Raw genomic sequence first — 15,755 nt, 5'->3', positions numbered from 1 at the left:
ACCTTACAAAGTTAACTTAAGAGACTTTGAGTAAAATCCCGGATAATCGAGTAACTGACCTTCTTTTCTATATGAAGAACGAATCTTGAAGTTTACGGACTCAAGTCCTGTGTATCCTTCAGTGTCAATGGTCTTTTGACATTCAAAGTATTCACCCATATCAGTACAATTATCTAAACTATGAATATCAGATATTCTATAGCCGTTATTATTGTTCTTAGATGTATAAATTTGAAAAGATTCAATATTATCAAAAGCGACGCTGTCTTTAGAAATACTCCATTTAATATCAGCAGTTTGATTAACATCATCATAACTAACTAATTCTAAAGTATCAGGAGCTGAAGCACAGTAGTTCACAGGCTCACTTTTTAATAATTCTGTAGAGTTAAACCAGAAGACTAGTTTTACACCTTGTAGAATTGGCTCGCTATCTCCCTCTGTGTACATCTGAAGCATTGGGTCAGTTAAGTCCATACGCCAAGTTGTTGCAAAGCTAGTTTTTCGAAATGATTGCCTTTCAAAGAAACGACTATTTCTAAGTTCTGTATAATCAGAATTTACATCAGTAAGAATGCGACTACTCCAAGCATTGATTCTTCTTTGCTGTGCAGGCATCCAATAGTCGGTCTCCCTTCCATCTAAGTCATAAAATTGATTCTCTGAGCCATGGACAAGTAGTGATTTAGTACTTCTAACATACGGATTTTTAAAAAAGAGATGTTCTCTTGCTGGATCAAGATCAAGTAAAATCCCGACTTTTTCGATCATTACTCTAGTTTGATCATTTAGGCCAAAACCTGAGCACATAACATCTTCTAATCTAATTCTTAACTGTGTTTTTCTTTCTTTAGGATTTAATGAAATAAGTTCTTGCATTTCATCATAGCTTAAATCGTAAACAACAAATCCTCGATTAGGATTTAACAAATCATTCTCAGCAGTAATATCTAGAATCTGATCCTGCATTCTTTCCATATTTTCGTGGTAATAATCACCCTCAAAGTAGTTTGCTTTACTTCCTATCGACCTATAGTCACTGAAGTATAAATAATTAAAAGCGTTAACAACTAGAATATAATATCTATCCAAACGTTCTAAATTTTTAGAACGTACCCAATTTAAACCTTCAAGCTCTTGCTCATAAAACCTTCTTGAGGCATCAAGCAATAAAGACATTGATTGACGACTTTTATTCATTCGTGAATATGTTGCAATAAGTTCTCGAGTATTGTTTACTTTCTCTTCCGTATATTTAGCTTGTTCTTTACAATGCGTTACCTTAACATCTGTCAACTCGTGCCCGTGTTCTTTTAGCTTAATATCTCTTTTTATAATATTAAGTTCTATTAAATACCCTATCTCAGCTAATAAAATTTGCTTCACTTCAGAAGGATACTCTGGAAACTTTTTTTCAAATAAGTCTGATGCTAAAGAATAGGGATTAGGAATGTATGCAATATTCTCTAAGATATTTGATAGTCCACAGTTTTCGCCAAAGTCATCACATTCTTGGTCCATCCAAGAATAATACTGATCTAAATAATTACTAAATTTTGTAGCTTTACTAATTTCAACATTTAGTTCTCCATTATTCAACGCGAGAGCTAAATCGGAATCATTTGACCTTAACCAGAGTTTTCCACCTTCAATATAATTATCAATTTCAAAAACTCCATCAGCACCAACTTCAAAAACTTCACAGTTTGATCCATTTGGAACTTCAGAACAGTAAGACCCTATTAATGTGCCTAAAGGAATATTAGGAACAATACTCGTACTAAGCTTAAAACCATACGTTCCACCAACTCCAGCACTACTGTTTAGTGATTCTGAAGAACCTTGGCTTGCACTTCCTCCTACGCTAAAAAAGCCAGTACCAAAACCAGCACTCACTCCTTTTCCTGTTGAATTCGAGACTCCTTTAGAAGCAGAGTTACTAAATGAAAAGGAATATCCATCAGGACCAGACTTTAATGTACCAGTATTAATTCTATCAACAATATGATTATCACTTACCTCAATATTTTGTAACAAAAGCTTTTGTTGCTCGGGTAAAGTATCTCCTAGAAGACCAGTAAATGTTCCAACAACTTTTCTTACGGCATTTTTTAAAAATTTACCTACAGACTTAAAGAACATTACATCAATATTGCCATTCACACTTTCGTATATATGATCAGCCTTAAAAAAAGAGGTTGCACTTCGATTGGCCCAAGAGCCAGATGCATTTATTCTAACCTTTTCTCCTTGAGCAAACTCGATACCTGTATCTTGCCATCCTAAATTTGCTTTAACACTAAATGTTTCAGTTCCTGCTGAATTCGAGTATTTGTAATCATAAATTTTATCAAAATTGGAGTCAATATTCTTAACTAATAGATTATACTGTTCTATTGCTTTTTTATACTCCTCAGTTTCAAACTGATCTTGTGCTTCATAAGAGTTTACACATGATAAATACTCCTGATACTGACTTTGCTCACTTAAAAGATAATTTTCTTCACGGATCACACTCTGATCGACTCCGACTACGTTTAAGTCTTCATTGATGTAAGCTGTTTTAAGGTCAATAACGTTCTTATTTAAGCTTCTTGCTAACTCGTCATATTTCCTTTGTTGAGAAATTAAGCCGTTCAATCTATTTATCAAGTGCTCTTTAAAGTCTAAATTTGTTGCGTACACATCTGCAACATTAGAAATACGGCCAAGATTAGCAGCACCACTTAATAAAAGTTCAGCTTTTGAGTATGCTTCTCTTTTATAGAATAAAAAATCCTTTCCTAGATTTAGATTCCCTACCCCCTCTGGACATTCTACTCCAGAGCAATATACATTTCTATACTCCTCAAGAGCCAAATCTCTAAAGTTAAGGTAATCTTCTACAATACGATTATTTAGACTAAGGCTATTTGTGAAATCAATTTCTTGATTTTTTAATACTTTTACAACATCGTTTTCAAGTGCCTTAGCTTTTTCTAAATACGCATCTCCAAGAGCAATTGATGTCTTTGCAAGCAGTTCATCAGTTGTATATGCTTGAGTACATAATACAAAAAAAGAAGATATCAGTAATAATTTAATTTTCATTTTTAATCGCCTTTAACTTCAATAGTCGTTGCTTAATTATTTTTAATTCATCTAATCTGTCTGATGAATAAAAATCCACACTATTTATTCTCACCAATTCTTTTTCTAAAAGAGCTATCTTTTCAATATTCACCATTTTAGAATCTTTATTACTTGAAAAAGAATCGTAGGATACAATACTCAAAAGAAGCCCAAAAAATAGAAGAATAAAAAAGTATTTTTTATACATCACTCCCCCAACTTCTTAAAAACAACTGGATTTCTTTCGCTAGTTTTAATGAAATTACATCATTATTTTGTATTAATAACTCAGTTGTATAATTCAGTGAATTAACTACCTTATCCTTTAAAACATGATTTAAGTTGGAATCAAATACATCTAGTCCTACAATTTCTGATAGATAACTATATAGATTCACTTTCAATAATTTCTTACCTGCCTCATCGAGAGACAAATATAAATTCAATATTGTTTTGATCATTTTCTGATCGAAAATCAGATCAGTTATCTCTGATGAAATGTCGTTATTTTCTGAAATTAACAAATTTTTAAAATATGTAACCTTACAATCTTGATCACATGAACTTGGATCTAAATCAATTTCATACTGGCTTGAATTCAAAAGAATCCCACCTCTTTCAGTAAAAACTTGCGACAAGAGCGCTCTTGTTAATTCAATAAATCTAGATTTCTTCACAACATCATTTGTTCCAAGGTTATAAACTTTAGTGTCTAACAAAGTGACAATAGAGTCTGAATATTGATAAAATTGAAATAGATTGAAGAAGTGTTCACTTAAATCAATATTTAAACCTGACTTAAGTAGACCATTTGTTTCATCTATGACACCTTCATTTAAGACTCGTAATGAATTAGCCTGCGAACTAGACATATTAGAAAATACATAACTAACCTTAGATATACGACCACAATTTTCATTTATTAAAATATCGATCTCACAAGGGCCACTATCCCCCCAATCAATTTCGGTTAATGCTGAAAATAGAGAGGGCCATTTACTTTTAAGACTATAATATGAGTTATAAACGTTTATCTCTTGCGTATAATCTAAAACATCTGCATTTGAAGAAAACCTATTTTCACTAAAGTATTTATTGAATAAGGTATAACCGACAGATTCATTTAATAGACTTGTAATTGTATTCGAAATAAAAGATAAACCACTCTCCAAACGCTCTACATTAATTGATTTACCCGGCTCAAGATAATAGGCGGTCTCAAGATTTCTTTTCATACCGTTTAACCAATATCGATTTTTAAACTGCTCAGAAGCTTTGAGATGCAACTCACTCTGAGTACTTGCAATGGCAGAAATAGAGAGCAAGGCTAAAAATAGACCACGATTAATTAAAGACATCGTTAACTCCTTTTGGCCCATAACTTACATTGTAAGTTATTACTTTTGCCTTTACATTTAGTGCTTGATAGTCACTTCCGAAAGGATCTACAATATGCTGAAATGTAACTACATTATTTCCATTAGCCATATTTACTGTCCCACAAGTGCCTGCTTTAATCTTCTGTAAGTTTAAATATATATTTTCAGTACTATATAATCCCTCTAAGTTATCTGAGATTTCTCCTGTACACTTTGTCTCAACACACTCAGTAATTAAACAATTTCTAATTGATGTGCCATTAAGTAGTATGTCAACACTACCTTCTGCAATACTGTTATTTTTCTTGAATTCTAAGCTATTAACCCTATCTTTATTTAACAACGTTATAACTGTGTTATTCGGCTTCTTAACAGAATACGCAAGTTCTACTAGTTGTGTTTCAAAATTAAGATTAAAATTAAGATTTAAACTATTATATTGATCAATATTTCTACTTACCTGAACTATATTTCGTGAACGTAAAAGTGCTTCACGAAATTTTAAATTTGAATCTGTTGTCGAATTATCTTCAACACACGACATGAGACATAATAGACATGGTAAGATATATAAAATCCTGTTCATTTGTCTCTCCTCTTATTCTGTATCATTTTGCAGAATGATTGAATATTGAACCGTGCCGCCCTTACTTTCCAATCCTTCACTAAGGAAAAAATTATGCTTCATTCCTTCAAGATTATTTTCTAAGCAACTAGTAATATCAACTTTTTCATTTAAACTGAAAGATCCCGATAATTCAGATTGAAGTAAGCGATCAACAGTTGAATCAGTATTCCAACAATCTGTTTCATTGCATTTAGAAATAACTATATGCTTTAACTTACACTTCTTTCCAATACAACTTGTATCGGTAGGCCCAATACTTGTCCCCTCAGTTGTACATTCAATATTATTTCCAATGTATAGATCTAAATCCCCAAACTCTATGACAGGCGGTGCAGGCAATATTTTGGACTTTACTAAAGACTGTTGAGCATTATTAATGACAGTAACAGCAGTTGTATTTAATGCTTCTGTTTTAATCGTTAAATATACTTTTTGCGCATCTAAAAGTGTTTCAAAATTTAGTCTGTCGCTATTATTTACATCAATTTGTGAGTTCGATGTATATACAGAAGCTGTCTTCTTTACCAATTTTACAAAATCTTCGTTTAGACTATTTGCAAATGAAGAAGTAATTAAAAATAAACAATAAATATATCTCATAAATATTCTCCTTAATTTGACCTTAGTTGTCTTTCTATCCACTTATTAAACAGTAGTTCATATTGTGGACCAGTCGCTGCCTCAAAGTATATTTCATTGTTTGGTAGCAAATCATATCTTTCAGCAACACCAGGTTTCTTTTTACACCAGGGATCTGTAGCCTCATCACAATAAGCACATCTATTTTCTGTATTTAAAAGATAAGATGTTGTAGTTTGGCCTGTATAATCATCAATTACGACATATGGTCTTTGAAGTTTAAAATTCATTCCTTGTGCAGGACAATTTACTCCCTGAAAATAAATTGCTTTCATACTTGGTGCAATATATTCAGGAAAAGCGTTAGGAGATGAAACAGTATTACTATCAATTAATATCATTCGATATCCCCCTATATGAGTAGTCACATTCCCTTCAGTCTCTACAACACCTAAGATTGTTTGAGCCAATATCCAATTAGAGTCATAAGGTGATTCAGGACCATTTGAATTGTAGCTAAGAATACAATTAAAGTTGCTACCATCTTTAATTAAGTATAAGTACATAGTAAATGAGCCTTGACGAACAGAACCATCAAAAGCCCCTGGCCCATTACTAATTGTACCGGAAGAACTATATTTACAGACTATTTCTGTACTGTTAACTAAGAAGTCGTTACCAATATAAATAGCTCCTTTACCAATTTTACTATAGACCATAGATGCGTCATTAAAAAAATCAGAACTCGGAGCACTGCTTATATGAGGGAATCTTTCGACGTTTCTTACTGGTTCTTCAGGAGTTGGATTTAATTCTTCTGCTAGACCGTCAATCTTAACAATTACTTTTTTAGTTGAAGTGTCATACGCAAGTTCACCATTTGACATAGTCGATAAAGTAAAATCACCCGTAAGATACGGTAATACAAGTCTAATCGCTCCTGATGAGTAACCCTGTTGTATTATCAATAAAAATAAAAATGTCCCTACGACATATGAAATGCGTTTTTTCATTTTCGCTCTCTCCTTAAGCAGATTGTTATGAGTAAAAAATAATTTAAATAAAGATTTCAAAGGCATAACTTGAAGTCAATTTCCAGAAAGTTAACTCCTTAAACCTTTATTCTAGACATGACACACCTTATCCCTGGAGAACAAAAAACATTTACACGGGCCAAGCAATTATTCTGAATCTCAATCTAAAGAAATCCTTAAGAAAAAGTAAAAACAACAAAAGGTTTAAAGTCAGAAGATGTTTGAAAATAGTCTTGGGGAAAATAAAAATTTAAGCTGAAAAAAAATCTTTTACTTATGAAGCTACCTATATAGTTGCATATAAAATTTAATATAATCATATTTCGTATCTCTTATATAAAATTAAGGTCATTAGTTATCCCCTTAATATTAATCCCAGACTTGCGAATATAAATCTGCATCGTCTTCAAATCCTTCCAGCCTCCCATGGACATAACCTTAATGGGCTCAATCCCTTTAGAGAGCATGATCGTGGCCCAAGATGCCCGAAGATCATGGAAGCGAATAAGAGGTAGATTTAATTCTTTTAAGAAGTCTTTTAATGGCTTTGCCTGAGTGCCTGTTTCCCAATCCCTAATCCTTGGAAGTACAAACTCCCCTTCTTTATTTTCGTAAAGTTCTTTGATGACAGGCATAAGGCTTGGAGCAATTTCAACGACTCTGTCGTCTCCCGACTTAGTAGTCTTAAGGCCATTAATTTTATTCCAAGAATGGGTGATATAGATAAGTCGATTTTGAAAATCGACGTTCTCCCACTTAAGAGCATATAGTTCACCGTTACGAAGTCCTGTGTAGCAAGCCACAGCCCAGACAGGAAACCATTCATGGTTTCTTTCTTTTGCTTCTCGTAGAAGAATCTTTATTTCTTCTTCCTTAAGCATTTTTTTGATTTTCTCGTTCTTTTTAAATTTAAGTCTAGGGCAAGGATCGCGATAAATGATGTCGTGCTCAACTGCGTACCTAAAGACGGCTCGTAGATACTTAAGCATACTTTTTCGATGGGCCTCAGAAAACTTTGCACAGTCATCTAAGATGAAATCTCTAATTTCAGAAGTACTAAATTCGTTAATTCTTTTCTTTCCCCAAATATGAAAGGTATTGGCCTTTATACATTGCTCGTAATTTTTGAGCGTGTTCTTAGCGATTCCACAATTGGCGTAGTAGTCTAAAAACTTCTCGACTAGATCAGGCCAAAGAGGATGAAGGTTCTCGTTAAACTTCTCCCCCATTTTGATAATTAATTCTTTGTATACCCTTTCCGCTTCATACTTAGTCTTAATTCCCTGACGCCTTATGCTTTTAGATTGCTTCGTTACAGGATGTCTTCTGTGGTACGTGACCACGTAATGTTTCTTTTCTCTGTCGTATTTAATTCCCATTGCGACCTCCACTTAACCTATGAAGGTATTCAAAAAAGCTTTAACAGCTCTTAGTTTAGATGGCTCAAGCCTTTTAATTATTTCGATACACTCGCCACGCATATTCTCAGGAAGAATAATATCGCCGTGGAGCATCTTCTCGAATTCTTCATAGCTGTAACCGTAAACATCAAGGTAGCTTGCAATGATTGGTTTGGTGAGATCTCGCCTTCCATTTTCAGAATGACTAACCGTAGACTCTGAGATTCCCATGATTCTGCCTACGGCCCTGACTGATAAATTTCGTGACTCTCTAAGATACTTAAGAAGTTTCCCTTCTCTCGTTTCGACCTTGAGATCGCATCTTCTGTTCTTTTTCTTTGTCTGTTTTTTCTCGTTTTTCTTGGCCGTCATAACTACTCCTTTTGTGTAAAAACGCCGTTTAAGTAGCCCAAACCGATACACTGAGTAGTTGTTTAAAATCAGAAACTTAACTGCATTTTTTAGGCATTTTTTGGCATTTTGCTACACTGTATAGTTCATCAAAAATGCTATAGCCAAAATGTTAGCCACAAATAGCCACATCAAGACAATTTGAGACAAGTTAAGACAGGTCAAAGTGTCTGATAAAAACGCAAGTTACTGTAATTAAGTAGCTGATTTTAATAATGTTTAAGGAAAGAGGGCTTCCACCACCGGAATCCGATGGTGGAGGTGGTGGGAATCGAACCCACGTCCGAAATGACGTCTTGATAGCGGCCTACGTGCGTAGTCTTCATTTATCGTCAGAAGACAAGACTGTCCGTGATACGTGACCTCGGCAAACCCCGGTGAGTGATTAACGAGATGCCCCGGCAGGCTCGAAACCTAGTTAACCAGCAGATTCAACTGGATTGCTACATTCTGTTTCTTGGCAGTAGCGCCTCACAAGACTAATCCTAATTAATTAGGCAGCCATTGGCATTGCATAATCGTCTGCAATTAACGGTGGACTCCTTTTTACCAGGACCGTGGAGACCAACCTGGACACGCCCGGATACCTGTCAACCATCCCGTCGAAACCAGGGCACCCCCATTAGATTTTGACTTGCGGATATTTGGAACAAATATACGTAAGCGGCAGTATAGCACAGCATTTCATATCTGAAAAGAAATCCATCGACAATCAACGCTATGCACATATCTTTATTTTTCATCTTCATTTTTTAGATTAACTAAAGAAGCACCAAAGTAGATCAGGTTCTTAATTAGAACTAGGGCACATACTAATAAAATCGCAGCAAGTAGCGGTTGAATAATTCCATGAATATAACCGAGCTCTAAATCGATATTCTTATATAGGTATAGATTGAGTAGCAAAATATAACCAAGTATTTCCACATTGTGAGAATTTAAAACCACTTTTTTAAATAGTTGGCCAAGTTCATTACAATTTTTTATATCATTTCTAACTGTAGGCTTCATAATTCTTACAGTGTTATAAATTACTCCTAGAATAATGAGTTCTATTGCAAAAACAGAAAACAGAGAAAGCAAAGCCTCAAGTAAAATAAATATCCATATGAGAACTGAACTGTCATGGGTTGAATACTCACTATAACTTTTTATCATAGAATATGCTGCTGCAATAAGTGGAATGAAAACCATTAATCTGTTCATTGTTTTATTTTTCATAATTGATTCCAAGTTTCCAAGCTGTAGCCTACCAGAGTTTCCGTGATGCATCCCCTTCATCGTATTACTCCTTAGTTGTCTTTGATCTATAATTAAATAAATCCACAAGTAACTGGGAAACAAAGAGATAAAGAAACCCACTAAAAATTGAAGCACTTACCGCCAAGGCCATTCCTAATTCAAAACTTGTACCTTTCAGAGCAAGACAATAAAAAGTTATACCTGCAACAGTAATCGCACCAGCAATATGTGAAACGCCAGCATAATATTCTAGTAAATCCAATAATGAACGAACTTGATTAAATTGAGTTATTTTTCCTACATTAACCCCACTCTCATGTCCTAATATTGAATTGTAAATGAGGCCAAATATTGAAACGATAATCATAAATGCAATGAGAAAGAATAAGATTGAAATGCTTATGCTAAACTTCCCCTGTAAATAATTAATTGAATAGAAATATCCTAGTACTGGTGAAAGTAAAAGGCATGGCCATAAATATAAGCTCGTTTTATTTGAAAATTTCATTCTCTATTTCCTAGTCTCTAAATTGAGGTCTTCCAAAATTTACTTGTAAGTCGTTAAAATAATCATCAAATTCTTCATAGAGTCTCCCTCGTAAATATTGAATTTAACGAAAGCTACTCCAATCTCATTTCAAAAACGAAATATTTCCAAAATGAAATAAGAAATTTTTAAAGAGAAAAGGCTCTAGTGATTAAGCACCGCCAAAATCACTTCAAGCGCCTCAACCTGATCACTGAGCCCCATGGTCTCAAAGCTTGGAAGATGAACGAAGCCGGCCTTGGCGCGCATCTTTTTTTCTTCAATTATGTGGCGAATGCCATAGAAGACGTGATTGCACACGAAGCGTCCGCAGTCGCGAGAGATGGCCACGGGAATTTGCGCAGCAAGAAGGGCGTCTTCAATCTCCCCTATGGGAAGAGTGGAATCGAGAGTTGCAGCTGCTCCCTCAAAGATCACTTCGTTTACGGGGCAATTGCCTTCGTTGTCTGCGATGCTTGCATCGTTTAGATTGTGAGCGAGGACTTCGAGGTTTACTTCCTGGGCCTTTTCATTAAGGCCAAAGCAGATGATATAGTCGGGATTTAAAAAGAAGGCCTCCTTCTTTAAGATGGCCAAGCTCTTTTCAAAAACTGTAGGTAGAATTAATTTGTGAACCTCAAGGTGCGAGAAGTTGGCCGTGGTCGCCTCCACCACTTCGCCGCTTGGATTAATAAGATTATTTCCAAAGGCATCAAAGCCTGTGATTAAAACTTTCTTTGCTCTCATATCATAAATCTCAGTATGCCACGTATTCTAACTTAAATCCCCACGCCTCTTCGTCAATATTTGTGCGTGGATAGATTGAGTTATTCTTTTCACTATACGAAGTCTCACAACGTCCCTCACTCACCTCATCCATCGTCAGGAAGTTTGTGCGAATGACACTTCCATCCTTTGTCGATATAGCAAGTTCAGCTGCGCCGTAATGAAAGACAATCTCCGAATCTTTATAATCAACCTCAAGAAGGTTTTGCGTCACATACTTCTTTCCAAGTACCTTCACATCGGTGCGATAAATCATGTACTGATCCATCACAAAGAAATTATCACCTGATAAGATCATTTTACGAAATGAATCTTCCTCCGTTGTATAAGCGCCACTGCACTTATAAAGCGTGTTGATTTCAAATTTTCCGCCAAGGTTTTTTAGCACGACTTTGCCTTCTCGATTTCGAGTCATGGTATGCCCGAGAAAGAGATAGGCCATGCAATCACCATCAGTAGAGATCGCTCCAGTATAACTTGTCGTTAGACCTCCAGGGTGGCGTGACTTTAGAAGATCAGCAGAAAGACTGCAATTATAAACCTCATCCTTCATTTGATAGTCTTGATAACACACATCCACCTGATGCTTTAGGGCCTTTAGGTAGTTAAGCTTCTGGCCAACACTTGTGCGAAATTGCGCCTGGCCTTCGGCGTCTTCGGGATAGAACGTCTTTTGAAGTTCGGCCTTGAGATCACTTTTATAATTGTCTGCGATGGCCTCAAGACTTGAGCAGTTATTTGCATAAGAGCTAAGACTTAAAAATGCGATTAGGATTAGTTTTTTCATGGGAAAATTTTAGCAAAAAAAAAGCCCCCTTGCGGAGGCTTTTTTTCTATTTTGCTCTTACATCGAATACTTTACTTTGTAGTAATTCGCCTTTGTAAGAAACATCGACTTTAAACTTAAGTTTGTCGTCTTTTGTCTTTTTCTTAAACTTGTAAGTTAATGCACCAGTTGCTGTTACACCGCGACCAGGAGCTGCAACCTTAGTTGATCCTTTCTTAAGTTCAACAAACTTATCCCCTTCTAGTACACTGATTGCAACATCGTAGCTTCCAGGAACAAAGTCACGTAGACCAGTTAGTTTTACTTTTACATCGTGGCTTCTAAACTTACAGTTAAATAGACCTAGCGTACACTTGCGATCCTTAACCTTGTCATCAAAATCAAGGGCAACTTGAACTTCTGGGTTAACCACAACGTTTGCATTGAATGTTGCAATTTCAGTGTAGCTTCCACTTAGCTCATCACCTGGGTAAGTTAACTCGATCTTCATTTCGATATCTGATCCTGGGCGAGCGTTATTTGCAACCTTAGCTTGGATAACATCAGTTAGTTCAATTTGTGCTTGTGCAGGTAGAACTCTTAGGTTTGCACGAGAGTTTACGATCTCAACATTTGAAGTCGCTGCTACGACTCTTGCACTGATTGCCCCACGGTTTGAAGCTAGCTTTCCGAAGTTTACTAGCCCAAGTCCGACAGAGAATTTTCCGTCTTGAGCTAGACCTTTTGCATCTTCAGTTTTTACACTTGTTTGTGCTGATTGATTTAGGCGAACAACAGCGTTACTAGCAAATAGCTTCTTTGCTTGTGACTTACCAAGAGCAAGCATTTCTTCTTTAGCTGCTTGGATATTCTCATCAAATCCAGCTTCCTGGCCATCAGCTGCACCATTTTTGAATGCAACCCCTTCACCTTCTAAGCGAGCTTCAGCAAAGGCAGTCTTGTAGGCCTTGTCGAAACCTTTTTGCGTTTCGGCCCCAAAGTTACCAGCGGCAGCTTCATCACGAGAACTCTCAAAGAAGTCCACGTAGCCTGCGAAGTAAGTATCTTTGTGACTAACATTAAATTCAGCTTTATAAGCGGCATCGTAAGAAGCACCACATGCCTTCTTGAACTCATTAACACCTTTGTAAACATCAAAGCAATTTTTGAAGTCTTCATCGATATCGATGCGAGTTGGCGCAGTGTACGCATACTGAGGAAGCGCTTTTGTTTTTGCACGATCATTTTCATAAGATTCGATCTCTCTTTGAGTTTTTGCGATCTCTTTATCAACTTTAGAGTTGAAAGCTGAGCTTAAAGACTCAGGAGACGCTGTGTATTCAGGAGCGGTAAAATCTAATGCTTCAAAAGCTGGTGAAACAAATTCTTGTGCCATTGAGAAGGCTTTCTCTAAGAAAAGGCTTCCGTTAACACTATTTGATAACATCACTCTATTTGTTGGTTTACTTGAGAAAGTCTCGCTCTTAACTTGCTCATATCCTTTTGGAAATTCTTGTGACTTTGCTAAGCTCTTAGCTTTTGCAACACCTGCTTCATATCCTTTTGCAAATCCTTCATCATAGCTTGCTTGAGAGTTAACACCGGCCTCATAACCTTTTGTTAGCCCGTCTTCTTTACCATCCATAAGGCCTGCAAGGTAGCCACGTAGCTCACCTAGCTTCTTCCCGTTGGCACTTCCAAAGAAGTTTGCATCTTCTTGGACATCAGCGCTTGCCTTGTACTCTCCTGCTGTTGCACCAGCGGCTTCCCCTTGAGAAGCTCCAAGAGCTTTTGCATCTCTTTCGTATTGAACGTAAAGGTTGCTACGGCTTTGGTATGCTTGGTATTTCTCATTTGTGATATCTTCAAGATCACTTGCAACAGTGTCTGCTCTTGCAAATTCTTCTTCTTTCACAAGCTTATCTTCTAATAGACGGCCTCTTTCACTTTCAAGATCTGCAATGCGATCTTCGTTACTTGCCATCTGTGATCTCTTCGATGCGATCACACTAGAGTTTTGCATGATTCGCTGAGATGAATCAGCGATGATATTTTGGTTAGCAACAAGTCTTTCACTTCTTGCCTGAGATTCTTCTTCAAGTTCAAGTCTTGTTACGTGAAGTGAATCAAGACGATCAACAAGTAGCTTGATATCTGATTCAACCACTGAAAGTCTTCTTTGGTATGAATCGCGCTCGGCCACAAGTGCCTTTTGTGTATTTCTAAGTGAGCCAACTTCACGACGTTGAGTCTCAAATTGATTCTTTTCGCGATTAAGCTCATTTCTAAACTTCTTAAGATCAGAGTCGATTAGAGCAACTCTTTGTGTCGCTTTTTGCTTTTGATCTCTTAGAGAAGCAATATCACCTTCAAGGCGTTTGATATCTGACTTCACCTGAGCAAGCTTAGCTTGTGCCTTATCAAGAGTAGACTTCGCTGTTGCTTGAGTAGTCTTAGCAGAGTTAAGTTCACTCTTAGCAGAAGCAAGTCTTTGCTTAAGTTTTTCAAGCTGAGGTGCCGCTTGTGCGATCTCGGCCTCAACGGCCTTGATATCTTGACGAAGATTTCTAACTTCACCTTTTTTCGTATTAACTTCAGACTCAAGGATAGCAATCTTATTGCTTCCACCATTGATTGTATTTTGCGCCTTTGCAATCTTCTTATTAAGTTGCTCAAGATCAGCAACAACTTTTGCTAGGCGTGTTTTCGTTTGTTGAATTTTATCTCTTAGGATTTTACGACGCTCTCTAAGATTCTTGATTTGGTTAGCATTACCACGGTCATTACGATCACCGGCCATTAAATCCTTAAGGGCCTGCTCTACTTGTACCATTTCAGCTTCTAGAACCGATCTCTTGTTATCAAGATTAGTCTTTTGAGAAGCAAGAGTTCCTCTTTCTGATTTAAGGCCATCAATTTGTGACTTAGCACTCTCTAATTCACTCTTTGCTTTTTCAAGCTCACTTGTCTTTGCCGACAGGGCCGTTTGAGCAGAGCTTAATTGAGACTGAAGATTACTTCTCTTTTGAACAAGAGGCTTAACAGCTTGTTCTTGCTTTGAGATTTTATTTTCGATTTGAGTAACTTTGGCCTGGGCCTCACTAACTTCTGTATTTGCAGCTTGAAGCTTTGTGCGAGCACTTGTTACTTGTGACTCAAAAGTTGAAACCTTTGACGTTGCTTGGGCAAGGTCTTGTTTCTTTGATTTCATTTCTTCTTGGATCTTTGGAAGCTTGATATTTAAGCGGTCACGCTCATCAATTGCTTTTGAGATATTTGATTCTAGGGATTTGATTTGATTTCTTGTTCGATCTAATTTCTTTTGAGCATTGCCCAGGCGATCATCATTTGTTCTAAGGCTAGAGAGAACTGAATCAAGGGCACGCCTTAGGTTGCGGGCCGTATTTCGAGGGCCAGCAAGCTCAGATTCTGTGCGATTGATATCGCTATTTACGTCACCGAGTGAATCAGCAAGTCTTTGAAGCTCTTGCTCAAGTCCTTGGTTTTCAAAACTTAACTCAGAGATTGTTGTCTCTAGGTTCATATTCTGTGCATTCAAGTCTGAAACAACAGCGATGGCCTCTTCGATTTCTCTCTTAGAGATCGAGATCTCACTTCCGTTGGCCTCAAGTCTGGCCGCTAGCTCATGGATAAGATCACTGATTTGAGTGGCAGACATTCTGGCCGCATCACTTTGGGATTTTGCTGAGTTGTAAGAGCTTAGGTAGGTGCGGTAATCAATCTCGTCTGGAAGTCCCGCATTTGCACTGGCCGCCATGGCCATAACTGACAATAAAACAACTTTTCTGCTTAGTGCATTTGATCTCATCATGATTCCCTCTCCTTTTGATCACTTTGATAAGAAGTGTTTTATAATTCCCTTTTGAGAATGT

General features: G+C 36.6%; 13 protein-coding genes and 1 other RNA gene. All 14 read right to left on the bottom strand.

Annotated features, from left to right (window positions below; translation table 11 throughout):
* Positions 1-3: 3 nt before the first annotated feature.
* Positions 4-3,090 (bottom strand): hypothetical protein, encoded by a 3,087-nt coding sequence (locus ABMA72_RS13100; RefSeq protein ID WP_392858985.1) that lies wholly within the window; start codon positions 3,088-3,090, stop codon positions 4-6.
* Entirely contained in the window at positions 3,080-3,319 is a 240-nt protein-coding gene (locus tag ABMA72_RS13095; protein ID WP_392858983.1) for a hypothetical protein, read from the bottom strand. Before ABMA72_RS13095 ends, ABMA72_RS13100 begins: the two co-directional genes overlap by 11 nt.
* On the bottom strand, positions 3,312-4,469 hold the full coding sequence (locus ABMA72_RS13090) for a hypothetical protein (RefSeq protein WP_392858982.1): 1,158 nt from the start codon (positions 4,467-4,469) through the stop codon (positions 3,312-3,314). The genes ABMA72_RS13095 and ABMA72_RS13090 overlap by 8 nt, the downstream gene beginning before the upstream one ends.
* On the bottom strand, positions 4,456-5,076 hold the full coding sequence (locus ABMA72_RS13085; RefSeq protein WP_392858980.1) for a hypothetical protein: 621 nt from the start codon (positions 5,074-5,076) through the stop codon (positions 4,456-4,458). Before ABMA72_RS13085 ends, ABMA72_RS13090 begins: the two co-directional genes overlap by 14 nt.
* 12 nt (positions 5,077-5,088) lie before the next feature.
* Positions 5,089-5,718, bottom strand: coding sequence for a hypothetical protein (locus tag ABMA72_RS13080; RefSeq protein ID WP_392858978.1), 630 nt, complete (start codon positions 5,716-5,718; stop codon positions 5,089-5,091).
* Between the two features lie 11 nt (positions 5,719-5,729).
* Positions 5,730-6,710, bottom strand: coding sequence for a hypothetical protein (locus tag ABMA72_RS13075; protein ID WP_392858975.1), 981 nt, complete (start codon positions 6,708-6,710; stop codon positions 5,730-5,732).
* Positions 6,711-7,063: 353 nt separating this feature from the next.
* Positions 7,064-8,110 (bottom strand): tyrosine-type recombinase/integrase, encoded by a 1,047-nt coding sequence (locus ABMA72_RS13070; RefSeq protein ID WP_392858972.1) that lies wholly within the window; start codon positions 8,108-8,110, stop codon positions 7,064-7,066.
* Positions 8,111-8,122: 12 nt separating this feature from the next.
* Entirely contained in the window at positions 8,123-8,503 is a 381-nt protein-coding gene (locus ABMA72_RS13065; protein WP_392858970.1) for a helix-turn-helix domain-containing protein, read from the bottom strand.
* Between the two features lie 292 nt (positions 8,504-8,795).
* Positions 8,796-9,163, bottom strand: a transfer-messenger RNA (tmRNA) gene (gene ssrA / locus ABMA72_RS13060).
* Positions 9,164-9,274: 111 nt separating this feature from the next.
* Entirely contained in the window at positions 9,275-9,823 is a 549-nt protein-coding gene (locus ABMA72_RS13055; RefSeq protein ID WP_393057429.1) for a hypothetical protein, read from the bottom strand.
* Positions 9,824-9,827: 4 nt separating this feature from the next.
* A complete protein-coding gene (locus ABMA72_RS13050) occupies positions 9,828-10,292 on the bottom strand; it encodes a hypothetical protein (RefSeq protein ID WP_393057427.1) in 465 nt (154 codons plus the stop codon).
* 183 nt (positions 10,293-10,475) lie between these two features.
* Positions 10,476-11,057, bottom strand: a complete 582-nt coding sequence (locus ABMA72_RS13045; protein WP_393057425.1) for a pyroglutamyl-peptidase I — start codon at positions 11,055-11,057, stop codon at positions 10,476-10,478.
* A 10-nt stretch (positions 11,058-11,067) separates the two neighbouring features.
* Positions 11,068-11,883, bottom strand: coding sequence for a hypothetical protein (locus tag ABMA72_RS13040; protein ID WP_393057423.1), 816 nt, complete (start codon positions 11,881-11,883; stop codon positions 11,068-11,070).
* 46 nt (positions 11,884-11,929) lie between these two features.
* The gene (locus ABMA72_RS13035) at positions 11,930-15,694 is read right to left on the bottom strand and encodes a hypothetical protein (RefSeq protein ID WP_393057421.1); all 3,765 of its coding nucleotides are present in this window, start codon (positions 15,692-15,694) and stop codon (positions 11,930-11,932) included.
* Positions 15,695-15,755: the final 61 nt, after the last annotated feature.

The organism is Halobacteriovorax sp. CON-3 (genome assembly GCF_043196995.1).
Classification (GTDB): Bacteria; Bdellovibrionota; Bacteriovoracia; order Bacteriovoracales; family Bacteriovoracaceae; genus Halobacteriovorax_A.
This window is presented reverse-complemented; position numbering and strand designations above follow the sequence as displayed.